The organism is Piscinibacter sp. XHJ-5, from assembly GCF_029855045.1.
Taxonomy (GTDB): domain Bacteria; phylum Pseudomonadota; class Gammaproteobacteria; order Burkholderiales; family Burkholderiaceae_C; genus Albitalea.
Genome location: NZ_CP123228.1, coordinates 249,533 through 273,158 on the forward strand (window position 1 = coordinate 249,533; position 23,626 = coordinate 273,158).

Annotated in this window: 20 protein-coding genes; 17 read left to right on the top strand and 3 right to left on the bottom strand. The window is 69.6% G+C overall.

Annotated features, from left to right (window positions below; all coding sequences use genetic code 11):
• The first annotated feature begins 202 nt into the window (after nt 1–202).
• The 3 genes from P7V53_RS01185 (at nt 203) to P7V53_RS01195 (ending at nt 4,370) form a co-directional block, all read left to right on the top strand.
• Nucleotides 203–1,984, top strand: coding sequence for a DUF1800 family protein (locus P7V53_RS01185; protein WP_280153650.1), 1,782 nt, complete (start codon nt 203–205; stop codon nt 1,982–1,984).
• Nucleotides 1,985–2,000: 16 nt separating this feature from the next.
• A complete protein-coding gene (locus P7V53_RS01190; protein WP_280153651.1) occupies nt 2,001–3,554 on the top strand; it encodes a DUF1501 domain-containing protein in 1,554 nt (517 codons plus the stop codon).
• A 138-nt stretch (nt 3,555–3,692) separates the two neighbouring features.
• Nucleotides 3,693–4,370: a glycine zipper 2TM domain-containing protein gene (locus P7V53_RS01195; RefSeq protein ID WP_280153652.1), complete on the top strand. Its 678-nt coding sequence runs from the start codon at nt 3,693–3,695 to the stop codon at nt 4,368–4,370.
• On the opposite strand, the gene P7V53_RS01200 is transcribed toward P7V53_RS01195, so the two are convergent.
• Entirely contained in the window at nt 4,371–5,885 is a 1,515-nt protein-coding gene (locus P7V53_RS01200; RefSeq protein WP_280153653.1) for a YifB family Mg chelatase-like AAA ATPase, read from the bottom strand. It lies immediately after the preceding gene.
• Nucleotides 5,886–6,141: 256 nt separating this feature from the next.
• On the opposite strand from P7V53_RS01200, the gene P7V53_RS01205 reads away from it, so the two are divergent.
• The 7 genes from P7V53_RS01205 to P7V53_RS01235 all read left to right on the top strand — a co-directional run bounded on the left by P7V53_RS01205 (nt 6,142) and on the right by P7V53_RS01235 (nt 15,226).
• On the top strand, nt 6,142–6,882 hold the full coding sequence (locus tag P7V53_RS01205; protein ID WP_280153654.1) for a TorF family putative porin: 741 nt from the start codon (nt 6,142–6,144) through the stop codon (nt 6,880–6,882).
• A gap of 27 nt (nt 6,883–6,909) precedes the next feature.
• Entirely contained in the window at nt 6,910–7,248 is a 339-nt protein-coding gene (locus P7V53_RS01210) for a P-II family nitrogen regulator (protein WP_124540585.1), read from the top strand.
• Between the two features lie 25 nt (nt 7,249–7,273).
• Complete coding sequence (gene amt / locus P7V53_RS01215; protein WP_280153655.1) at nt 7,274–8,800, top strand: ammonium transporter; 1,527 nt, start codon at nt 7,274–7,276, stop codon at nt 8,798–8,800.
• A gap of 169 nt (nt 8,801–8,969) precedes the next feature.
• A complete protein-coding gene (gene gshA / locus P7V53_RS01220) occupies nt 8,970–10,265 on the top strand; it encodes a glutamate--cysteine ligase (RefSeq protein WP_280153656.1) in 1,296 nt (431 codons plus the stop codon).
• Nucleotides 10,266–10,404: 139 nt separating this feature from the next.
• The gene (locus tag P7V53_RS01225) at nt 10,405–12,279 is read left to right on the top strand and encodes a potassium transporter Kup (protein WP_280153657.1); all 1,875 of its coding nucleotides are present in this window, start codon (nt 10,405–10,407) and stop codon (nt 12,277–12,279) included.
• A 69-nt stretch (nt 12,280–12,348) separates the two neighbouring features.
• Complete coding sequence (gene gshB / locus P7V53_RS01230; protein ID WP_280153658.1) at nt 12,349–13,299, top strand: glutathione synthase; 951 nt, start codon at nt 12,349–12,351, stop codon at nt 13,297–13,299.
• 52 nt (nt 13,300–13,351) lie between these two features.
• Nucleotides 13,352–15,226: an ATP-binding cassette domain-containing protein gene (locus tag P7V53_RS01235; protein ID WP_280153659.1), complete on the top strand. Its 1,875-nt coding sequence runs from the start codon at nt 13,352–13,354 to the stop codon at nt 15,224–15,226.
• Between the two features lie 4 nt (nt 15,227–15,230).
• Here the strand turns inward: P7V53_RS01235 and P7V53_RS01240 are convergent, their stop codons facing one another.
• Nucleotides 15,231–15,977, bottom strand: coding sequence for a hypothetical protein (locus tag P7V53_RS01240; RefSeq protein ID WP_280153660.1), 747 nt, complete (start codon nt 15,975–15,977; stop codon nt 15,231–15,233).
• Between the two features lie 53 nt (nt 15,978–16,030).
• The gene (locus tag P7V53_RS01245) at nt 16,031–17,452 is read right to left on the bottom strand and encodes a PLP-dependent aminotransferase family protein (RefSeq protein WP_280153661.1); all 1,422 of its coding nucleotides are present in this window, start codon (nt 17,450–17,452) and stop codon (nt 16,031–16,033) included.
• Between the two features lie 91 nt (nt 17,453–17,543).
• Here P7V53_RS01245 and P7V53_RS01250 point away from each other — a divergent pair, with 91 nt between their 5' ends.
• Genes P7V53_RS01250 through P7V53_RS01280 form a run of 7 tightly spaced genes read left to right on the top strand, consistent with a single transcriptional unit; the run spans nt 17,544 to nt 23,622 of the window.
• Nucleotides 17,544–18,158: a LysE family translocator gene (locus P7V53_RS01250; protein ID WP_280153662.1), complete on the top strand. Its 615-nt coding sequence runs from the start codon at nt 17,544–17,546 to the stop codon at nt 18,156–18,158.
• Nucleotides 18,155–19,075: a DMT family transporter gene (locus P7V53_RS01255; RefSeq protein WP_280153663.1), complete on the top strand. Its 921-nt coding sequence runs from the start codon at nt 18,155–18,157 to the stop codon at nt 19,073–19,075. Before P7V53_RS01250 ends, P7V53_RS01255 begins: the two co-directional genes overlap by 4 nt.
• Nucleotides 19,075–20,244, top strand: coding sequence for a PLP-dependent aminotransferase family protein (locus P7V53_RS01260; RefSeq protein ID WP_280153664.1), 1,170 nt, complete (start codon nt 19,075–19,077; stop codon nt 20,242–20,244). Before P7V53_RS01255 ends, P7V53_RS01260 begins: the two co-directional genes overlap by 1 nt.
• Nucleotides 20,241–21,077: a PhzF family phenazine biosynthesis protein gene (locus tag P7V53_RS01265; protein WP_280153665.1), complete on the top strand. Its 837-nt coding sequence runs from the start codon at nt 20,241–20,243 to the stop codon at nt 21,075–21,077. The genes P7V53_RS01260 and P7V53_RS01265 overlap by 4 nt, the downstream gene beginning before the upstream one ends.
• Nucleotides 21,074–21,733, top strand: coding sequence for a VOC family protein (locus P7V53_RS01270; RefSeq protein ID WP_280153666.1), 660 nt, complete (start codon nt 21,074–21,076; stop codon nt 21,731–21,733). The genes P7V53_RS01265 and P7V53_RS01270 overlap by 4 nt, the downstream gene beginning before the upstream one ends.
• A 10-nt stretch (nt 21,734–21,743) precedes the next feature.
• On the top strand, nt 21,744–22,694 hold the full coding sequence (locus P7V53_RS01275) for a threonine dehydratase (protein ID WP_280153667.1): 951 nt from the start codon (nt 21,744–21,746) through the stop codon (nt 22,692–22,694).
• 52 nt (nt 22,695–22,746) lie between these two features.
• Complete coding sequence (locus P7V53_RS01280) at nt 22,747–23,622, top strand: patatin-like phospholipase family protein (protein ID WP_280153668.1); 876 nt, start codon at nt 22,747–22,749, stop codon at nt 23,620–23,622.
• The last annotated feature ends 4 nt before the right edge of the window (nt 23,623–23,626 follow it).

Sequence of the window (23,626 nt, forward strand, 5' to 3'; positions counted from 1 at the left end):
AACGTCCTCTCGCAAAGGACGCGCAACAGGTCAGTCCTGCCGGGGTGCTTGCCCTCTGCCGGTCCGTTCGAAGTGCCAACTTCGTCACGACCCGTGGCCGGCCGGTGCCACGATCCGGCCGGCACTTCTTGGCATGTCGCGTGCGTCTTCCCCGTCAAAACAATGGTGGCTCGGGGGCGGGATGCACAACAGGCATCGAGGGATGGGCGCACGCGTCGCGTGCTGGACAAGGGGGGTTCGCTGGGCTTGCGCCAGCGCGGCAGTCGCCGCGCTGGTCGCATGCGGCGGAGGCAAGGACGACGCCTCGGGTGACGCCGTCGGCGGCGCCGAGATCGAGAAGCCAGCCACGCGCGCCGAAGCGGCGCGCTTTCTCACGCAAGCCACCTTCGGCCCGACCGATGCCGAGGTCGATCGGGTGATGAGCCTGGGCTACGGCCCGTGGATCGACGATCAGTTCAGCAAGCCGCGGGCGTCGCATCGTCTGGCCTGGGATGCCGCGGACGCGGCGCTGCGGGCGGCCAACCCCAGCGGCAACGGAGCCGGCCAGGACGAGGTCATCAACTCCTTCTGGAAACAGGCGATCGCCGGCGACGACGCATTGCGCCAGCGCGTCGCCTACTCGCTGTCGCAGATCTTCGTGGTGTCCATGCAGGACGGCAGCGTCGGCAACAACACGCGAGGCGTGGCCGACTACCTCGACATGCTCGGCGACAAGGGCCTGGGCAACTACCGCGAGCTGCTTGAATCGGTGTCGCGCCATCCGATCATGGGCATGTACCTCTCGTCGATGCGCAACCAGAAGGCCGATGCGCGCACCGGCCGCGTTCCCGACGAGAACTACGCGCGCGAGGTGATGCAGCTTTTCTCCATCGGCCTGGTCGAGCTCAACCTCGACGGCAGCGCCAAGGAAAGCGCCGGGCAGCCGCTCGAGACCTATGACGCGGCCGACATCGCCGGCCTCGCCAAGGTGTTCACCGGCTGGAGCTGGAACTGTCCCGATTGGCCCGACTCGGGCTGCTTCTTCGGCGGATCCTCCGGCGGCGTCTCCGACCCCGATCGCGCCATCAAGCCGATGCTCGGCTATCCGCAGTACCACAGCCCGGAGGAGAAGACCTTCCTGGGTGCAACGATCGCCGCGCACTCTCCGGGCGATCCGACGGGCGACCTTGCCAGCGCCCTGGACACGCTGGCCGGCCATTCGAACGTCGGCCCGTTCATCGGCAAGCAGCTCATCCAGCGGCTGGTCACCAGCAACCCGAGCCCGGCGTACGTCGCCGCGGTGGCGGCGGCATTCGAGGACAACGGCAGCGGGGTGCGGGGGGACATGAAGGCGGTGATCAAGGCGGTGCTCATGCATCCCGAGGCGCGCACGACGTCCAGCACCTCGGGCAAGCTGCGCGAGCCGGTGCTCAAGCTGTCGGCGTTTCTGCGCGCGTTCGGTTTCCGCTCCGACACCGGCAGCTACCGCGTCGGCAACACCGACAACCCCGGCACGCAGCTCGGCCAGACGCCGTTGCGCTCGCCGTCGGTCTTCAACTTCTACCGGCCGGGATTCGTGCCGCCCGGCACGGCCGCGGCCGCCGCCCAGCTCACGGTGCCGGAGATGCAGATTGCCCACGAGACGACGGTCGCCGGCTACGTCAACTACATGCGCGACAACATCGCGCAAGGCGTCGGCCAGTTCAACGGCACCGTCAACGGGGTGGCCCTCAACCGCCGCGACCTCCAGGCCGATCTGAGCGCCGAACTGGTGCTGGCGGACCAGCCCCCGGCGCTGCTCGACCGGCTGAACGACAAGCTGATGTACGGCAGCATGCCGGCCGCGCTGAAGAGCGAGATCCAGGGCGCCATCGAGAAGATCGTCATTCCCGCGCTCAACGGCACCGGCTCCAACCAGGCACAGGTCGACGCCGCCAGGCGCACGCGCGTCAACGCCGCGCTGCTGCTGACGCTGGCCTCGCCCGAGTTCCAGACGCAGAAGTGACGCGGAGAACGTGACGATGAGCCCCTTTGCCGCATCCCGACGCCTCTTCCTGCGCCATGCCGGCGCGGTCACCACGACGATCGGCGCCGCGAGCGCGCCGCTGGCGCTCAACCTCGCCGCGGTCGGCAGCGCGGCGGCGCAGGCGGCCGGCGACTACAAGGCGCTGGTCTGCATCTTCCTGTTCGGCGGCAACGACGCCATCAACATGGTGCTGCCCACCGATGCCGCCTCGTGGGCCAACTACACGGCCGTGCGCAACCAGGCGCCCGACTCGATCGCACTGCTCGCGCCCGGTGTCGCGCCGGACGCCGCCGCTGCGGCCGCATCGCCTTCGCGGCTGGGCGGCGTGCTGCCCATCAACCCGGCCCGCCCGCAGGGCCGAAGCTTTGCGCTGCACCCGCTGATGGCCAGCTTGCAGACGATGTTCGACGTCGACAAGCGCCTGGCCATCGTGTCCAACGTGGGGCCGCTGGTCCTGCCGACGACCAAGGCGCAGTACGCCCTGAGCTCGCATCCGAAGCCGCGCAACCTGTTCTCGCACAATGACCAGCAGAACACCTGGCAGTCGTTCAAGCCCGAAGGCGCCACGCAAGGCTGGGGCGGCCGGCTCGGCGACCTGTTCGCCGCGCAGAACGGGCGCGCCATCTTCACCGCCGTCTCCACCTCGGGAACCGCGGTGTGGCTGAGCGGCGAGACCGTGCGGCAGTACCAGGTGACCGGCAACGGCGCGATCCGTCTGGGCACCGACAGCAACGGCCGCGTCTACGGCTCGAGCGACGTCGCGCTCGCGCTGCAGCGCATCGTCGCCGGCGGTCGCAGCGGCCATGTCCTCGAAGGCGACCTGGCGGCGGTGGCACAGCGCTCGCTGGACGCCGAGGGCATCCTGCGCGCCACGCTCAAGGCGCCCAGCGACGCGCTGTTCGGCACGTCCCCAGTCAGTGGTGCCTACAGCGCGAACACCGACCCGAAGCTGCAGTACGACAACCCGCTCAGCGGCACCAAGGCCTTCAACGGCCTCGCGCAGCAGTTGCAGGCGGTCGCCCGCATGATCGACGCAAGCGGCAGCGCCGGCATCGGCGCGAAGCGGCAGGTCTTCTTCGTCAGCCTGGGCGGCTTCGATACGCACGACCTGGAGAACCGGTCGCATGCCGACCTCATGGCCCGCCTGGCCCACGCGATGCAGTACTTCGACGCCGCGCTCGGCGCGATGGGTGCACGCGAGCGCGTCACCACCTTCACCGCGTCCGATTTCGGCCGCACGTTCACGAGCAACGGCGACGGCACCGACCACGGCTGGGGCGCCCATCATTTCGTGATGGGCGGAGCCGTCCGCGGCGGCGACCTGTACGGCAACTTCCCGGTGCTCGGCACCAAGAACAGCAACAACAACAACTTCGACAGCAGCCCGAACCAGCTCGGCAACGGCACGCTGCTGCCCGAAACCTCGGTCGACCAGCTCGGCGCCACGCTGGCGCGCTGGTTCGGTGTCGGCGACACGCAACTCCTGGAGATCTTCCCCAACCTGAAGAATTTCGATGCCTCGACGCGCAACCTCGGCTTCATGCTGTGAATGTCGGATGCGTGCGCACACCCACATGCCTATCGTTACAACTCAACGGACGCTCCGGGCAACGGATTCCCGGCGTTCGTCGTTCCAATCTGGGGAACGCCTGAGCCCAGGCGCCGCAGAACGAGAAAGGAAATCAAGATGACCACCCTCACCTCCGAGTCGACCCCCGCGGCATCCGCCGCCAGCCGCTTCGGGCGCACGCCCTGGATGATCGCGGGCGGCCTCGCGATCGCCGCAGCCGGCGTCGCCGCCGGCATGGCCTGGCGCCCCGCCCCCAGCGAAATCTCGATGGAGCCGACCAAGGCGGCGCAGACCGAAACCGCCGAGCCTGCGCCGGCCAAGCCGGCCGCGAAGCCCGGCTCGACCAATCGTCCCGCCGCCCCCTCCACCCACGCGGGCGGCGGCAGCACGACCCCGCTGGCCACGCAAGCGGCCGCGGTCTGCGCCACCTGTGGCGTGGTCGAAGGCGTTCGTGAAGTGGAAGTGAAGGGCCAGGGCACCGGCCTGGGCGCCATCGGCGGTGCGGTGGTCGGCGGCGCGGTCGGCAACCAGGTCGGCAAGGGCGGCGGCCGCAAGGCGATGACGGTGCTCGGCGCGATCGGCGGCGGCCTCGCCGGCCACGAGATCGAGAAGCGGGCGCGCAGCGAGAAGGTCTACGAAGTCAAGGTCCGCATGGACGACGGCAGCGTGCGCACGTTGACCCAGAAGACTGCGCCGACGCCCGGTTCGCGCGTGACCGTCGAGGGCAACACGCTGCGCACCACGCGCTCTTCGCAGGGTGAAGGGCAGATGGTGCGCACGTCGACCGGCGCCTGATCAGGGCGGCGCCAAGACGCGCCGGTACTGAATCGCCTCGGCCAGGTGCGAGACCTGCACCGCCGGGGCGCCATCCAGGTCGGCGATGCTGCGGGCGACGCGCAGCACCCGGTGGAAGCTGCGCGCCGACCAGCCCAGGCGGCTGGCGGCGTTCTGCAGAAAGGCCGACGCCGCGGCGTCGAGCACGCCATGGCGCGCGATATCGTCGCCGCCCATCGCGGCGTTGAGACATCCCTGGCGATCCCGCTGACGGCGCTGCGCCGCGGCCACCCGCTCGGCCACAACGGCGCTGTATTCGCCGTCGGGCGCGGCCGCCAGCAACTCGGGCGCGACTGCCGGCACTTCCACCTGCAGATCGATTCGATCGAGCAGCGGTCCGCTGATTCGGCCCTGGTAGCGGGCGATGGCCTCGGGCGTGCAGCGGCACGCGCGCAGCGGGTTGCCTTGCTGTCCGCAGGGGCACGGGTTCATCGCGGCGATCAACTGGAAACGCGCCGGAAACTCCGCCTGCCGCGCGGCGCGCGAGATCACGATGCGGCCGGTTTCGATCGGCTCGCGCAGCGCTTCGAGCGCGACGCGCGGGAACTCCGGCAGTTCGTCGAGAAAGAGAATGCCCTCGTGCGCCAGAGAGATCTCGCCCGGCCGCGGGGGACTGCCGCCGCCGACGAGCGCCGCCGCGGACGCGCTGTGGTGCGGCGAGCGCAGCACGCGCTGTGTCCAGCGCCGGGGATCGAATGCACCGGCAAGGCTCAGCACCGCGGCCGACTCGAGCGCTTGCGCTTCCGACAGCGGCGGCAGCAGGCCCGCGAAGCGTTGGGCGAGCATCGACTTGCCTGTGCCGGGCGGGCCGACCATGAGCAGGCTGTGGCCGCCCGCCGCGGCGATCTCCAGGGCGCGTTTGGCTGTCGACTGGCCGCGCACTTCCCGCAGGTCCGGCCACACCGGCGCGCCGCTGGGAGGGGCGGCGCGCGCAAAGGGCAGCGCGGGTGCTTCCTCGCCCGGCTGCATGCTCTGCACGACATCCAGCAAGTGCGTGGCTGAATGAATCGCCAGACCGTCGACCAGCGCCGCTTCGCACGCGCTGGCCAGCGGCAGCACGAACGCGCGCGGGCTGCCCTGCCGGCGCGAGGCCAGCGCCATGGCGAGCGCGCCGCGCACCGGTCGCAGGTCGCCGGCGAGCGACAGTTCCCCGGCGAACTCGAAGCGGGCGAGCTTGCGCCGGTCGACCTGGTCGCTCGCGGCCAGGATGCCCAGCGCGATGGGCAGATCGAACCGCCCGGACTCCTTGGGCAGGTCGGCGGGCGCCAGGTTGACGGTGATGCGCTTGTTGTGCGGGAACTCCAGTCCGCTGTGCAGAAGGGCTGCGCGCACGCGTTCGCGCGCTTCCTTGACCTCGGTGTCGGCCAGCCCCACGAGCGTCACGCTCGGCAGGCCATTGGCGATATGCACCTCGACCGTGACCTCGGGTGCGGCCAGGCCGTCGAGGGCGCGACTGTGGATGACGGCCAGCGACATGCTCTGTACGGATTGGGGAAGAAGGCGGCGATTCTGGGTGGCCACCCGCCGGTCGGCCTCGTCAGTGCGGGGCACCCCAAAGAGCGACGCACCAAATCAAGGCGCAGGACGCGGGATCGACGATTCGGACGCTCTATGCACAAACACGGGGCGCGGGCGCCCGATGCGAGGGCATTTCGGCCCCGCCTGCCGCAGGCACAAAAGCTGCAGAACCGGCCCCGACCCATTCGTTCACGAGTTCGAGGAGAACCACTCAATGAAGAAGACGCTTCTGGCGCTGGCCGCCATGACCGTTGTCGGCGCACTGCCGACGGTTGCACACGCCGAGGACGCCAATCCGCTGTCGTTCAACCTGAGCCTGACGTCCGACTATCGCTACCGCGGCATTTCCCAGACGCGCCTGAAGCCGGCGCTGCAGGGCGGCGCGGACTATGCGCACCCGAGCGGCTTCTATGTCGGCACCTGGCTGTCGACCATCAAGTGGATCAAGGACTTCGGCGGCGGCGCCGACGTCGAGTGGGACATCTACGGCGGCTACAAGGGCGAGATCAGCAAGGACCTCGGCTACGACGTTGGCGTGCTCACCTACCAGTACCCCGGCCATGACCTGAATCCCAAGCCGACCACCACCGAGATCTACGGCGCGCTGACCTACGGGCCGGCGACGCTCAAGTACTCGCACAGCGTGACCAACCTGTTCGGCTTCGCCGACAGCAAGAACAGCGGCTACCTCGACCTCACGGCCAACTTCGATGCCGGCAACGGCATCACGATCACGCCGCACATCGGCTACCAGAAGGTCTCGCACAACAGCGACTTCTCGTACACCGACTACGCCGTGACGGTGGCCAAGGACTTCTCCGGCTTCCTGCTGAGCGCCGCGATCGTCGGCGCCGACACCAAGGAGATCGGCGGCGTGAAGGCCTATGCGTCGCCCGCCAACGGCAAGGACCTCGGCAAGGCCGGCCTCGTCGTGGCCGTCAAGAAGGTCTTCTGATTCTTTCCCCCTCACCTGGAGATGACCATGAAGATGGTGACTGCCATCGTCAAGCCCTTCAAGCTTGACGAAGTGCGCGAAGCCCTGAGCGCCATCGGCGTTCAGGGTGTCACGGTGACCGAAGTCAAGGGCTTCGGCCGCCAGAAGGGCCACACCGAGCTGTACCGCGGCGCGGAGTACGTCGTCGACTTCCTGCCCAAGGTCAAGATCGAAGCGGCCGTGGACGACGCCATCGTCGACCGGGTCATCGAAGCCGTCGAGGCGGCCGCTCGCACCGGCAAGATCGGCGACGGCAAGATCTTCGTTTCGTCGTTGGAACAGGTCGTCCGCATCCGCACGGGCGAAACCGGCAAAGACGCGCTCTGACGTCAACACAGAGAGACAACCCACCATGAAGAAACTCATTGCCACCCTCGCCCTGGGCCTCGCGGCCCTGGGCTTCGCCGGCGTCGCGACGGCGCAGGGCACGGCGGCTCCGGCGGCCGCGCCGGCTGCTTCCGCTGCCGACGCATCGGCTGCCGCTCCGGCCGCCGCTGCTTCGGGCGCCACCGCCGCCGCTGCCAGCGCCTCCGCGCCGGCAGCTGCGGCGCCGGTGCCGAACAAGGGCGACGTCTCGTGGATGCTCGTGTCCACGCTGCTCGTCATCATGATGTCGATCCCGGGACTCGCGCTGTTCTACGGCGGCCTGGTGCGCAGCAAGAACATGCTGTCGGTGCTGATGCAGGTGTTCGTCACCTTCTCGCTGATCACGGTGCTGTGGGTCGTCTACGGCTACAGCCTCGCGTTCACGGAAGGCAACGCCTTCGTCGGCGGGCTCGACCGGCTGTTCCTGAAAGGCGTGTTCGACCCGGCAACCGGCACGTTCGCGATGGCGGCGACCTTCAGCAAGGGCGTCGTGATCCCGGAGATCGTGTTCGTCGTGTTCCAGGCCACGTTCGCGGCCATCACCTGCTGCCTGATCGTCGGCGCCTTCGCCGAGCGCATCAAGTTCAGCGCGGTGCTGCTGTTCATGGTCCTGTGGTTCACGTTCAGCTATGCGCCCATCGCCCACATGGTGTGGTACTGGATGGGTCCGGACGCGTACACCAGCAAGGAAGTGGTCGATGCGATGAATGCCAAGGCAGGTCTTGCCTGGCAGTGGGGAGCGCTCGACTTCGCGGGCGGCACGGTGGTGCACATCAACGCCGCGGTCGCCGGCCTGGTGGGTGCGTATCTGATCGGCAAGCGCGTCGGCTACGGCAAGGAAGCCTTCACGCCCCATTCGCTGACCCTCACGATGGTGGGTGCCTCGCTGCTGTGGGTGGGCTGGTTCGGCTTCAACGCCGGCTCGGCGCTCGAAGCGGGCAACAGCGCGGCGCTGGCCTTCCTGAACACCTTCTCCGCCACCGCCACCGCGGTGCTGGCCTGGTGCGTCGGCGAGGCGCTGCTCAAGGGCAAGGCCTCGATGCTCGGCGCGGCGTCTGGCGCGGTGGCCGGCCTCGTGGCGATCACGCCGGCGGCGGGCAACGTGGGCATCGTCGGTGCGCTGGTCATCGGCGCCGTCGCGGGCTTCCTGTGCCTGTGGGGCGTCAACGGCCTCAAGCGGATGCTGGGCGCTGACGACTCGCTCGACGTGTTCGGCGTGCACGGCGTCGGCGGCATCGTGGGCGCGCTGCTGACCGGCATCTTCAACAACCAGGCGCTCGGCGGCCCCGGGCTGGTGACCGACTGGGTCACCGCCACGGTCGGCTCCAACGGCATCTGGGACCAGCTGCTGATCCAGGCCAAGGGCGTCGGCCTGACGCTGGTGTGGTCGGGTGTCGTGTCGGTGGTCGCCTTCAAGATCGTCGACCTCGTGATCGGCCTGCGGGTCACCGAGGAAGAAGAGCGCGAAGGCCTCGACATCAGCTCGCACGGCGAGACGGCCTACAGCAAGTAAGCCGACTCCTTCCGGTGCAAAGGCCGCCCTCCGGGCGGCCTTTTGCATTCATGGGGCGCAACGGCGAATTGCGGGCTTGCGTCCGCCGGCGGGCACCCCAAATGCCTAAAATCCCCGCACACCTCCTCGCCGGCGACGTTCGCCGCCGGCTCCTCTCTGGGTCACCTCCATGGTTCCTCACCTCATCACGGCGCTCACCGGGCCGATCAACGAACTGGAGCAGCGCATCCTCGAATCGCTGCCCGCGATCGAGCGCTGGTTCCGGCTCGAGTGGATGGAGCACACGCCGCCGTTCTACACCTCGGTGGACGTGCGCAACGCCGGCTTCAAGCTGGCGCCGGTGGACACCAACCTGTTCCCCGGCGGCTTCAACAACCTGACCCCCGAGATGCTGCCGCTGGCGGTGCAGGCGGCGATGGCCGCCATCGAGAAGATCTGCCCCGAGGCGCGCAACCTGCTGCTGATTCCCGAGAACCACACCCGCAACACCTTCTACCTGATGAACGTGGCGCGGCTGGTGCAGATCTTTCACCAGGCCGGCCTCAACGTGCGGCTGGGCTCGCTCGACGAGAGCATCAAGGCGCCGTCGCAGATCGATCTGCCCGACGGCACCAGCCTGACCGTGGAGCCGCTGGTGCGCAACCGCGGCCGCCTGGGGCTGAAGGACTTCGACCCCTGCACCATCCTGCTCAACAACGACCTGTCTGCGGGCCTGCCCCGGGTCCTCGAGAACCTGCACGAGCAATACCTGCTGCCGCCGCTGCACGCCGGCTGGGCCGTGCGGCGCAAGACCAACCACTTCCAGGCCTACGAGGAAGTGGCCAAGAAGTTCGCCAAGCTGCTCGGCATGGACCCCTGGCTCATCAACCCGCTGTTCGCGCGGTGCGGAGAGGTCAACTTCTCCGACGGCACCGGCCAGGAATGCCTGATGAGCAATGCCGAAGCGCTGCTGGCGAAGATCCGCCGCAAGTACAAGGAATACGGCATCCAGGAGAAGCCGTTCATCATCGTGAAGGCCGACGCCGGCACCTACGGCATGGGCATCATGACGGTGCGCGATCCCAAGGACCTCGCCGAGCTGAACCGCCGCACCCGCAACAAGATGAGCATCATCAAGGACGGCCAGGAGGTGAGCGAGGTCATCCTGCAGGAAGGGGTGCCGACCTACGAGCGCGTCAACGACGCCGTCGCCGAGCCGGTCGTCTACATGATCGACCGCTACGTCGTGGGCGGCTTCTACCGCGTCAACGCGGAGCGGGGGATCGACGAGAACCTCAACTCGCCGGGGGCCAGCTTCGTGCCGCTGGCGTTCGCCGAAGCCAACCAGCTGCCCAAGCCGGGCGTCAAGCCCGGCGCCAGCGCCCCGAACCGCTTCTACATGTACGGCGTCATCGCGAGGCTGGCGATGGTGGCGGCGAGCTACGAGCTCGAGGCGACCGACCCCGACGCCGAGATCTACGAGTGACTCTGCCGCAGTTGCTGCGGTGCAACAAGTCCAACCCTCCCCCGAGCCGGGAGGAGTGACGCGCGGCGCGTCGGCGGCACAATCGGCGTCCTGAAGAAAAATGCCGCTCCGGCGCCGTGGACGCGCCGCGCGGTGCACCGTGACCCAGCCCCGCCCCACTTCCAGCCTGGCCGTCCTCACGCTCGGCGCACTCGGCGTCGTCTACGGCGATATCGGCACCAGCCCGCTCTACGCCTTCAAGGAAGTCTTCGCGCACAACCACGTGCCGCTGACGCCGGACAACATCTACGGCGTGCTGTCGCTCATCTTCTGGACGCTGACGGTGGTGGTGTCGATCAAGTATGTCGTGCTCATCCTGCGTGCCGACAACAACGGCGAGGGCGGCCTGATCGCGATGCTCGCGCTGGCCTCCCAGGCGGTGAGAGGTCGTCCCGTGCTGCGCAACCGGTTGCTGATGGTCGGCATCTTCGGCACGTCCATCTTCTTCGGGGACGGCGTCATCACGCCTGCGGTGTCGGTGCTCGGCGCGATGGAAGGGCTGGAGGTCGCCGCGCCGGCGCTGCACAGCTACATCGTGCCGGTGTCGCTGGCGGTGCTGACGCTGCTGTTCGTCGTCCAGCGGCACGGCACCGGCGGCATCGGCAAGTTCTTCGGACCCGTGACGGCGCTGTGGTTCATCGTCATCTCCGTGCTCGGCTTCGTGCACATCGTCGAGAACCCGTCGGTAATGCTGGCGCTAAGCCCGTTCCATGCCTTGCGCTTCATGTGGCAGCAGCCCGGCGTGGCCTTCGTCGCGCTCGGCTTCATCGTGCTGTGCGTCACCGGTGCCGAGGCGCTCTATGCCGACATGGGCCACTTCGGCAAGCGGCCGATCCGTGTCGCGTGGTTCGGCATGGTGATGCCCGCGCTGGTGCTCAACTACTTCGGCCAGGGCGCGATGCTGCTCGCCTCGCCGGAGAAGGCGCGCAATCCCTTCTACGAAATGGCCCCGGAGTGGGCGCTGTACCCGCTGATCGCGCTGGCGACCTGCGCCGCCGTGATCGCCTCGCAGGCGCTCATCTCGGCGGCGTTCTCGGTGACCAAGCAGGCGATCCAGCTCGGCTACATGCCGCGGCTGCGCATCCTGCACACCTCCGTGCGCGAGACGGGCCAGATCTACGTGCCCTTCGTCAACTGGAGCCTGTACGCCTGCATCGTGATCGCCGTGCTGATGTTCGGCTCCAGCAGCAAGCTGGCCGGCGCGTACGGCATCACGGTGACGATCGACATGCTGATCACGACGATCATGACCTTCTTCGTGATCCGCTTCGGCTGGAACTACCCGTGGACCGTGAGCGTCGCGGCGACGGTGTTCTTCTTCGTCGTCGACGTGACCTACTTCGCCGCCAATATCGTGAAGGTATTCGACGGCGGCTGGTTCCCGCTGCTGATCGGCGTCGTGATGTTCACGCTGATGATGACCTGGAAGCAGGGCCGCGTGCTGATGTCGGAAAGCCTGCGCCACGACGCGATCGACCTGAAGACCTTCCTCGAGGCGGTGTTCATCAGTCCGCCGACGCGCGTGCCCGGCACCGCCGTGTTCATGGTCGCCGAGCAAGGCATCACGCCCAACGCGCTGCTGCACAACCTCAAGCACAACAAGGTGCTGCACGAGACCAACCTCTTCGTCACGGTCAAGCAGCACGAGGTGCCGTGGATCGGCTTCGACAAGCGTGCGGAGATCGCGCCGCTGGGTCACGGCTGCTGGCAGGTCACCCTGCACTTCGGCTTCAAGAACGAGCCCGACGTGCCCGAGGCCCTGGCGCTGCTGCACAACCGCAGCTTCCAGATCGACAACATGGAGACCTCGTACTTCCTGTCGCGCGACATCATCGTGCCGAGCATCAGCAGCGGCATGGCCGAGTGGCGCGAGAAGCTGTTCGCCAGCATGCACCTGAACGCCTCGGCCGCGGCGGACTACCTGAGCCTGCCCACCAACCGCGTCGTCGAGCTCGGCTCCAAGCTGGAGATCTGAGGACACGACGGCGCGGGCGCGCGATTTGTGCAACAGTGGCGGCCCGCGCCCCAACGCCACCGCCGCACCATGAAGCTGCTGTTCGTCGCAGATCCCCTCGAAGGCTTCAAGACCTACAAGGACTCGACCTTCGCGATGATGCGCGAAGGCGCGTCGCGCGGCCACTCGCTGCTGGCCTGCGAGCCGAAGGACGTGGTGTGGCAGCGCGGCGGCCGCGTCACCGCGCGCCTGCGCGACATCGCGCTGACCGGCGACCCGCACCGCTGGTTCACCGAGCGCGATCCGGTCGAGCTCGCGCTCGCCGACGTCGACGCGGTGCTGATGCGCAAGGACCCGCCGTTCGACAGCGAATACTTCTACGCCACGCATCTGCTGGAGCAGGCCGAGCGTGAAGGCGCTCGGGTGTTCAACCGCCCGTCGGCCCTGCGCGACCATCCCGAGAAGCTCGCGATCCTCGAGTTCCCGCAGTTCATCGGGCCGACGCTCGTGACCCGTGATGCGCAGGCGATCAAGCGCTTCCACGCCGAGCACCAGGACATCATCCTCAAGCCGCTGGACGGCATGGGGGGCATGGGCATCTTCCGCGTGGGGCCCGACGGTCTCAACCTCGGCAGCATCACCGAGACGCTGAACCAGCACGGCGCGCGAACGGTGATGGTGCAGCGCTACCTGCCCGAGATCGCGCAGGGCGACAAGCGCATCCTGATCATCGGCGGTCGCGTCGTCCCGTTCTCGCTGGCGCGCATCCCGCAGGGCAGCGAGATCCGCGGCAATCTCGCGGCCGGAGGCAAGGGCGTCGCCCAGCCGCTGACGCCGCGCGATCGCGAGATCGCCGAAGGCATCGGCCCGGTCCTGTTCGCCCGAGGGCTGCTGCTCGTGGGCCTGGACGTCATCGGCGATGCGATGACCGAGATCAACGTCACCAGCCCGACCTGCTTCCAGGAGATCACCGACCAGGCCGGCTTCGATGTCGCGAAGATGTTCGTCGACGCGCTCGAAGCGGCGGTGCGCGACGCCTGAACGCAGCCGCGCCGGGCACGACAATGCGAGCTTTCCGCCTGCGCCTTCCGTCATGGCCGTCCTTTCCCTGTCCAATGCCCACCTCGCCTACGGCCACGTCGCGCTGCTCGACGATGCCGCCTTTTCGCTCGAAAGCGGCGAGCGACTCGGCCTGATCGGGCGCAACGGCGCCGGCAAGTCCTCGCTGCTGAAGATCGTCGCCGGCCTGGAGAAGCCCGACGACGGCCTGCTGCAGCTGACGCAGGGACTGCGCATTCGCTACGTGCCGCAGGAACCGGTCTTCGATGCCGCCGCCAGCGTGTTCGACGTCGTGAGCGAAGGCGTCGCCGAGGCGCGCAGCGTGCGGCAGCAGTACGAGGAGCACGCACCGGGCGTCGACCTCGACGCGCTGCAGACGCGCATCGAGGCGCTCGATGCCTGGAACTGGGAGCAGCGCGTCGAGACGACGCTCGCGCAGCTTCATCTCGACGGCGGGCGCATCGTCGGCGAACTCTCGGGCGGCATGAAGAAGCGGGTGGCGCTGGCGCAGGCACTGGTCGCCGTGCCCGACGTGCTGCTGCTGGACGAGCCCACCAACCACCTCGACCTCGATTCGATCGCCTGGCTGGAGGAGCTGCTGCGCAACTTCATCGGCAGCGTGATGCTGATCACCCACGACCGCGCCTTCCTCGATGGCGTCTCCACGCGCATCCTCGAGCTCGACCGCGGCGTGATTCGCAGCTATCCCGGCAACTTCAGCGCGTACGAGCGCCTCAAGGAGGACCAGCTCGGCGCCGAGGCGCTGGCCAACGCGCGGGCCGACAAGCTGCTCGCGCAGGAGGAGGTGTGGATCCGCAAGGGCGTCGAGGCGCGCCGCACGCGCAGCGTGAGCCGGGTGCAGCGGCTGCAGGCGTTGCGCGCCCAGCGTCAGGCGCGCCGCGAATCGCTGGGCCAGGTCCGGCTCGAGATCGATGCGGGCGTGCCGAGCGGCAAGATCGTCGCCGAGCTGCGCGAGGTCACCCTGCGCTTCGGCGACAAGCTGATCGTCGACCGCTTCAGCGCGACCCTCCTGCGTGGCGACAAGGTCGGCGTCATCGGCCCCAACGGCGCCGGCAAGACGACGCTGCTGAAGCTGATCCTCGGCGAGCTCGCGCCCACCTCCGGCGCGGTGCGGCAGGGCGCGCGGCTCGAAGTGGCCTATTTCGACCAGATGCGCAGCAAGCTGAACCTCGAGGCCACTCTGGCCGACACCATCAGCCCCGGCAGCGAATGGGTCGAGTTCGGCGGCGCCCGCAAGCACGTGATGAGCTACCTCAACGACTTCCTGTTCGCCCCCGAGCGCGCCAACTCGCCGGTGCGCACGCTGTCCGGCGGCGAGCGCAACCGGCTGCTGCTGGCCCGCCTGTTCGCCCTGCCGGCCAACGTGCTGGTGCTCGACGAGCCGACCAACGACCTCGACATCGACACCCTCGAGCTGCTGGAAGAGCTGCTGCAGAACTACGCCGGCACGGTGTTCCTGGTCAGCCACGACCGGCGCTTTCTCGACAACGTCGTCACCAGCACCATCGCCTGGGAGGGCGATGAGGCGCCAGGGCTGTGGCGTGAATACGAAGGCGGCTACGAGGACTGGAGAACGCAGCGCGATCGTGCGCGCGCACTGCGCGAGGCTGCCCGGCCCAAGGTCGTGGAGAAGCCGAAGGCCGAGCCCGCCAAGGTGCCGGCCCGGCGCGGCAAGCTCAGCTACAAGGAGCAGCGCGAGCTCGACGAGCTGCCCGCGCTCATCGAGGCGTTGGAGGCGGAGCAGAAGGAGCTGGGCGACCTGCTGGCCAAGCCAGAGCTGTATGCGAGCGAGCCGAAGCGGGCGGCGGATGCGCAGGTGCGCTACGCGCAGATCGATGCGGAGCTGACGGCGGCGCTGGAGCGCTGGGAGGCGCTGGGCTCGCGGTGAGGGGTCACAACCCCTTGAATTTCCAGATCTCGTTGATGGCGTCCGGATGCGACCGGCTCACCATCAGGCCGGCCTGCAGATACAGCGCATTGAGCAGCCGCACCGCCCGCTCGCGGTCCATGCCGGGCCATTCGGCGATGTCGCTCATCGTGCTGCTCTCGCTGCGAAGCCGGTAGATCGCGGCCAGCAGCGGGCCGTTGACCGGCAGGCTGCCCAGGTGCAGTCCCGGCGTGACGCGGTACACGGCGGGACCACCGATCTCGGGCAGCAGCTCGGCGCGGCCGCCGCGCATCGCGAGTTCCCACAGCAGAGGCCCGAGCGCGAAGTGCAGCCGAAGCTCGCCGATCAGCGCGCGCTCCGTGTCGCCCGGCGGGCGCAGCAGTGCAGGCTCGACATGCAGCACCCGCAACTCGGTCAACGGCTTCGCCAGCAGCTGGTCCATCGTCAGCGGGCAGTGCACCAAGCGCTCGTCGGGAAACACGGTGAGCGGCACCACGTGGTCGCCGCTCTGCAGCTGGATCGTGACCCGCTTGGCGTGGCGCACGCAGGCGGCCACCACCTCGAGCACTTCGGACGTGCCGCCGCCGGCCTCGAAGCGGTACAGGTCCGCGCGCAGGGACGGACTCAGGGACGAGATGCGCGAGCTGACGCCGCTCTTCGCCGCGTCGTCGTCGAGCTCCTGGAGGTATAGCTTGTATGCGCTGGCGCGCATCAGTTCGGGTTCACCGAACGGAATGGTGGGCTCGAACATGCGGCATCGGTCAGGTTGTGACGAACTGTAGCGGCTGCGGCGATCCGCGCCAATCAAAGCCCCTGTCGTGCTTGCGACAGGGCGCGCCAGAAGCGCGCGTCCTGCGTGGTGGCGAAGTTGATGCGCATCAGCGAGGTCGGCCTGTGGTTGGCGTGGAACAGCGCTCCGGGGGCCAGCAGCCAGCCGTCGTCGAGCATCACGCGTGCCAGGCGCTCGGTGTCCACGCCGACGTCGACCCAGCCGAAGAGTCCGCGAGGCGCGGCCGCGAAGCGGCAATCGTGGGCCTCGGCCAGCTTGACGGATCGGGCGCGGGCCGCATCGAGCTTGGCCGCGACCCGCTCGGCGTGGCGTCGCAGCAGCCCGTGCTCCAGGCAGTGCGCCAGCGCCTGCTCGGTGAGGCTGGGTGTGGTCAGCGTGCTGAGCAGCTTGGTGTCGATCAGCCGGTCCACCAGCGCGCTCGGCGCGGCGATGAAACCGACGCGCCAGTTGGGCGCGAGGATCTTCGAAAAGCCGGAAACGTAGAGGGTCCGCTCCAGTGCGTCCAAGGCCGCCATGCGCGGCAGGTGCATCGGCGCGAGGTGCGCGTAGCTGTCGTCCTCGACGATGTGCAGGTCGTGCGCCTGCGCCAGCCGCAGGATGCGGTGGGCCGCTCCCAGCGGCAGCGACGCGCCGGTCGGGTTGTGCAGCACCGACACCGTCACGTACAGCCGGGGGTGATGCGCCTCGATGAGACGCTGCATCACCGCCAGGTCGGGACCGTCGTCGCCGCGCGGCACCGGCAGCACCCGCAGCCCGAGGGCGGCCAGGCGGGCGTACTCCACCGACCAGCCGGGCTCGTCGACCAGCACGCTGTCGCCGGCACGCACCAGGGTGCGCGTGACCACGTCCAGCGCGTGCGTGGCGCCTATCGTCGTGACGATCTGTTCGGGCGTGGCCGCGACCCCGTGATCGGCCAGCCGCGTGGCGAGGACCCGGCGCAGGCGCTCGTCGCCGGCGGGCTGGCCGTATTGCAGTGCATGCGGCGCGAGGTGCGCCCCGGTGCTCACGCGGCGCAGCGCGGTGCTCAGCATCGGAAGGTCGAGCCACTCGATCGGCAGCGTGCCCAGACCCGGCATCGGCAGCGCGCCGGGGGGCTGGAACATGCCGCGCATCAGCGTGGTGGCGCTGATCGGCAGTGGCGCATGCGGCGCCTTCGCGGCCGGCGGCGGGGCCGGCTCGGGCGCGTTCTCGCGCACGAAGAAGCCGCGCTGGCGGCGCGCTTCGACCAGCCCTTGCGCCTGCAGCTGGTCGTACGCAGCCACCACCGTGTACGCGCTGACGCCGTGGCGCCGGGCGCATTCGCGCACCGAGGGCAGCCGGCTGCCGGGGGCCAGCAGCCGCTGGCGGATGTGCTCCGAGAAGCGCGCCGACAGCTGCTCGGTGAGCGTGCTGTCGGCGCCGCGGGACAGGACGATGGGCGCGGTGGCGGGTTTCATGGTGTGCTGGCGGGGTGGCCAATACAGAACGAGAAATGTAAGGGCCAAGTGTACTGGCTCTGTGTTGGCCGCCGAACGTAGACTGCGCCGCATGTCCCCCGAGGAGTTCATGACCCTGCTCGCCTTCGCGACCGCGATGAGCTTCACGCCGGGTCCCAACACGACGCTGTCGGCCGCACTGGCCGCCAACCACGGGCTGCGCCGCGCGGTCGGGTTCATCATCGCCGTGCCTACGGGATGGACCCTGATGATGGTGGCCTGCGGCCTCGGCCTGGGCAGCCTGGTGCTCGCGGTGCCGGCGCTGCGCTGGGCGGTCAAGGTCGTGGGCGTCCTGTCGCTGGTGTGGATGGCCTGGAAGCTGGCCGGTTCACGCTCGCTCGGCGAAGCCGACCCGGCGCGCCTGGAGGTCACGTTCTGGCAGGGTGTGGCGCTGCAGTTCGTCAACATCAAGGCCTGGATGCTCGCGCTGGCGATGGCCGCCGGCTGGGTCACCAGCGCCGCCGGCCAGCCGGCCGCCAACCCCGGCCAGCGGCTCGCGATCGTCTGCGCGGTGATGCTGGTCTTCGCCCTGACGAGCAACCTCACCTATGCGCTGGTGGGCTCGTTGCTGCGCCACTGGCTGTCGCAGGGCCGAAGGCTGATCGGCTTCAACCGGCTGATGGCGGCGCTGCTGCTGGCCACCGCCGCCTGGATGGCCGTGGCATGACGGGGCTGTCCGACAACGAAAGACGTGGCCTGTGGTTCGGCCTGCTCGGCGTCGTCATCTTCGCGATGACGCTGCCCATGACACGGCTGGCCGTCGGCCCGGCGTCGGACCCGCAGCTTCCGCCGCTGTTCGTCACCGCCGGACGCGCGGCCTTTGCCGGCGTGCTCAGCGTCGTCTACCTGCTGCTGACGCGAGCGCCTCGCCTGCACGGAGAGGACCTGCCGGCGCTCGCGGTGTCCGCCGCCGGCACCGTGGTCGGCTTTCCGCTCTTTCTCGCGCTGGCGCTGCGCCATGTCGACGCCACGCATGCGGCCGTGATCACCGGCGTGCTGCCCCTGGGCACGGCGCTGGCCGCCGCGCTGCACCTGCGGCAGAGGCCGTCGAACGGCTTCTGGATCTGCGCCGTGCTGGGCTGTGCCCTGGTGCTGGCGTTCGCGGCGTACCGCGGCAGCGGCGCCCTCGTTGCCGCCGACGGGCTCCTGCTGCTGGCCGTGGCCAGCGCGTCGATCGGCTACGTGGCCGGCGCCCAGCTGTCGTCGCGCATGCCCGCCGAGCGCGTGATCTGCTGGGTGCTGGCTGCCAGTCTGCCGCTCACGGCGCCGGCCGCCTGGCTCGCGTGGCCGGTGCAGCCGGCGAGCGCGTCGGCGTGGGCAGGCTTCGGCTACGTCACGCTGTTCTCGATGTGGCTGGGGTTCTTCGCCTGGTACCGCGGACTCGCCCTCGGCGGGACGGTGCGCGTGAGCCAGGTGCAGCTCGTGCAGCCTTTTCTCGCGCTGCTGTTCGCCGTGCCGGTGCTCGGCGAGCAGCTCGATGCGATGACCGTGGCGTTCTCGCTGGCGGTGATCGCGACGGTGTTCGCCGGAAAGCGCATGCCGGTCGATGTGCGGCGCCATGCCGCTTCCCTTCGGAGTTCCTGATGACCTTCCAGCAAGCCCGCCGTGCCGCGCGCATGAATCCATCCATCATTCGCGAGATCCTGAAGGTGACCGAACGGCCGGGCATCATCTCGCTGGCCGGCGGGCTGCCGTCGCCGGACACCTTTCCGGTCGAGGCGATGCGCGACGCGGCCGAGCGCGTGCTGCGCGACTCGCCGCGCGAGGCGCTGCAGTACGCGGCGAGCGAAGGCTACGGGCCGCTGCGCGAGTGGGTGGCCGGCCACCTGGCGGGGCAGGGCCAGCGCGTCGAGGCGTCGCAGGTGCTCATCACCACCGGCTCGCAGCAAGGCCTCGACCTCGTCGGGAAGGTGCTGATCGACGCCGGCAGCCGGGTCGCCGTGGAGTCGCCGACCTACCTCGGTGCGCTGCAGGCGTTCGCGCCGTACGAGCCGGAGCTGGTCTCCGTGGCCTGCGACGACGACGGGCCGCTGCCCGAGGGGCTCGATGTGGCGCGCGGCGCACGCTTCCTGTATGCCCTGCCGAACTTCCAGAACCCCAGCGGACGCTGCATGAGCGAGGCGCGCCGGGCCGCGCTGGTCGAGCGCGCGCTGGCGCTCGGGCTGCCGCTGGTCGAAGACAACCCCTACGGCGACCTGTGGTTCGATGTCGCCCCGCCGGCGCCGCTGGCGTCGCGCTGGAGCGATGGCGTCGTCTACCTCGGCTCGTTTTCCAAGGTGCTCGCGCCCGGGCTGCGGCTGGGTTACGTCGTGGCGCCCAAGCCGCTGTGTCCCAAGCTGCTGCAGGCCAAGCAGGCCGCCGACCTGCACACGCCCAGCTTCAACCAGCGCTTGGTGCACGAGGTGATCCGCGACGGCTTCCTGCAGACCCACGTTCCGACGATTCGACAGCGCTACCGCGCGCAGCGCGACGCGATGCGCGCGGCGCTGGAACGTCACATGCCGCCGGGGTGCCACTGGAACGTGCCGAGCGGCGGCATGTTCTTCTGGCTCGAGCTGCCCGAAGGCGTCGATGCGATGCAGCTGCTGCCGCATGCGGTCGAGCGCGGCATGGCGTTCGTGCCGGGCGCCGCGTTCTACGCCGACCATCCGAAGCCGAACACGCTGCGCCTGTCGTTCGTGACGGTCTCGCCGGAGCGCATCGAGCAGGGCATCGCGATGCTCGCGCAAGCGCTGAAGGAGAACGCACTGTGAACCGCTTCGATTTCACGCAGGTCGACGTCTTCACCGATACGCCGCTGCGCGGCAACCCCGTCGCGGTGGTGCATGCGGCAGTGGGCCTGAGCGACGCGCAGATGCAGGACTTCGCCCGCTGGACCAACCTGTCGGAAACGACCTTTCTGCTGCCGCCCACCTCGGCCGAGGCCGATTACCGGCTGCGCATCTTCACCCCGGGCGGCGAGCTTCCGTTCGCCGGCCATCCCACGCTCGGCAGCTGCCACGCCTGGCTGGAGCGCGGCGGCGTGCCGCGCACGCCGGGTCGCGTCGTGCAGCAGTGCGCGCACGGCCTGGTCACGATCCGCCTCGATGGCGCGCGCACGGCGTTCGCCGCGCCGCCGATGACGCGCGGGCCGGTGGACGCGGCGCTGCTGGAGAAGGTGCGCGCGGCGCTCGGCCTGCCGGCCGACAAGGTGCACGCCGCGCAGTGGCTCGACAACGGTCCGAAGTGGCTCGGCCTGCTGCTGGACAGCGCGGCCACCGTGCTCGCGGTCGAGCCCGACCATGCGGCGCTGAAGTCGCTCGCCAAGGTCGGTCTCATCGCCCGGCATGCCGCGCACGCGCCGTGCGCAGTCGAGGTGCGGGCCTTTGCCGATCCGGTCGGGATTCCCGAAGACCCGGTCACCGGCAGCCTCAACGCCAGCTTCGCGCAATGGCTGATCGCTGAGGGCCACCTGCCGCGCCGCTACGTCGCTGCGCAAGGCACGCGGCTCGAACGCGACGGCCGGGTGCATGTGGACAGCGACGGCGACACCGTCTGGGTCGGCGGCGCGAGCGTGAGCTGCATTCGCGGCGAGCTCAGCCTGTGACGGTCGCACTCGATCATCTGGTCGTCGCCGCGCGCACGCTCGACGAAGGCGTTCGCTGGTGCGAGCAGACGCTGGGCATCAGCCCGACATCGGGCGGAAAGCATTCGCTGATGGGCACGCACAACCGCGTCTTCTCGATCTCGTCGGCACGCTTTCCACGGGCGTACCTCGAGATCATCGCCATCGATCCCGAGGCGACGGCCCCGGCACGGCCGCGCTGGTTCGATCTGGACAGCGTCGAGCTGCAGGCGGCGCTCGCGCACGGTCCGCAGCTGGTCCATTGGGTCGCTCGTTGCGAAGACCTCGACGCGCGGCTGGCCGCGCTGCGCAACGTGGGCATCGATCGCGGCGAGCCGGTCGCTGCGGAACGCGACACGCCGCACGGGCTGCTGCGCTGGCGCATCAGCCTGCGCGCCGACGGGCAGCGGCTGGCACGCGGGGCGCTGCCCACGCTGATCCAGTGGGGCGATCGGCATCCGGCCGACACGCTGCCGGCCAGCGACGTCGCACTCGAGAGCCTGCAGGTGGCCGGCGTGCCCGAAGCCGCCTGGCCGCTGTGTGCAGCGGCTGGAGTCGAGGCGGCCGCCGGCGGCGCGCCGTTGGCCGCCGTGCTGTCGACACCCCGCGGGCGGATCGCCCTTCATTCATCCCACTGAGGAGTCGCCGATGTACAGCCGCGAGTCGCTGCAAGCCGCCCAGGACACCGTCTATCGCGCCTTCGCGCCCACGCCGCAGCAGCGCTGGCCGCTGCTGGAGCGCCGGCTCGGCGCGCAGGTCTGGGTCAAGCACGAGAACCACACGCCGGTCGGCGCGTTCAAGGTCCGCGGGGGTCTGACGTACTTCGAGTCGCTGCGCGAGCGCGACCCCGGATGCCGCGGCGTGGTGAGCGCGACGCGGGGCAACCATGGCCAGTCGGTGGGGCTGGCGGCGCAGCGGCTCGGCCTGACGGCGACCATCGTCGTGCCGCGCGGCAACTCGGTCGAGAAGAACGCCGCGATGCGCGCGCTCGGCGTCGAGCTGATCGAGCACGGCGACGACTTCCAGGCGTCTCGCGAGCATGCCCGGCAGCTGGCCGAACGGCATGGGCTGCATGTGGTGCCGTCGTTCCACGACGACCTGGTGCGCGGCGTGGCCACCTACTGGATCGAGTTCTTCAGCGCCGTGCAGCCCGACGTCGTGTTCGTGCCGATCGGGCAGGGCTCGGGCATCTGCGCGTGTGCGGCGGCGCGCCGCCACACGGGCGCGCGCACGCGCATCCTCGGCGTGGTGTCGGCCCACGCCACGGCGTACCAGCAATCGTTCCGCGAAGGCCGCCTGATCGAATCGCCGGTGACCACGCAGCTGGCCGACGGCATGGCCTGTCGCGTGCCCGACGCGCAGGCGCTGGAGTGGATCCGCCGCGAGGTCGACGATGTCATTGCCGTCAGCGACGACGAGGTCGCGACCGCCATGCGCGCGTTGTTCGCCGACACGCACAACGTGGCCGAAGGAGCGGGTGCGGCGTCGCTGGCCGGCGCGCTGCAGCAGAAGGAGCGCTGGGCCGGGCGCACGGTGGGTGTCGTGCTGACCGGCGGCAATGTCGACAGCGCGGTCTTCGCCAGGGTGCTGGCAGGGTAGACGCGGGCTATTGCGCTTCCGCGGCGCGCCACCCCACCCTACGATCGGCGCGATGCAGCGCCGCCCATTCCTCGCTTGCGCCGGTGCCGCGTGCCTCGCCGCCTGCGGTGTCGACATCACGGTCGTCGACGGCGCCGACGCGCCGTCGTTCGAGCTGCCACGCGCGCCGGCGCGGCTGGCGCTGGTGCTGGCGGCGGGCGGGCCGCGCGGCTTCGCCCATGTCGGCGTCGTTCGCGCGCTGCACGAGCTCGACGTGCAGCCCGATCTGATCGTCGGCGCCTCGGTCGGTGCACTGATCGGCAGTGCGATGGCGGCGGGCCTGTCCATCGAACGCATCGAGTCGCTGGCCTTCGATTTCGACTTCTACCGCCTCGCCCGCTGGTCCCCGATCGACGGCCTGCGCATGGACGGCAGCCGCATCGCCGCGCTGGTGCGCGAATCGCTGGGCGTGCGGGTGTTCACGCAGTTGCGCACGCCGCTCGCGGTGGTCGCCACCGACCTGCAGGCGATGAAGCCGGCGGTGTTCAACCATGGCGACCTCGCATCCGCAGTGCAGGCGTCATGCGCGATACCGGGTCGCTTTGCGCCCGTTCGGGTGCGGGGCCGAGAGATGGTCGACGCCGACCTCGTGAGCCCGCTGCCGGTGCGCACCGCGCGCGATCTGGGCGCACGCAAGGTCATCGCCGTGGACGTGGCGGTGCACATGGACAAGCCGCGGCCGCCAGGCGCCGAGCGCTACCTCGAGGGCGATCGCGCGAAACGCGAGCAGATCGATGCCGAGGCGAGGCTGGCCGACCTGGTGCTGCATCCGTACTTCGGCTATTGGGTCAACCTCAGCCGCGAGTACCGCGAGACCACCGCACGGGCCGCCTACGAGCAGACGATGCAGCGTGCGCCCGCGCTGCGAGCGCTCGCGGCCTCGGCCTGATGCC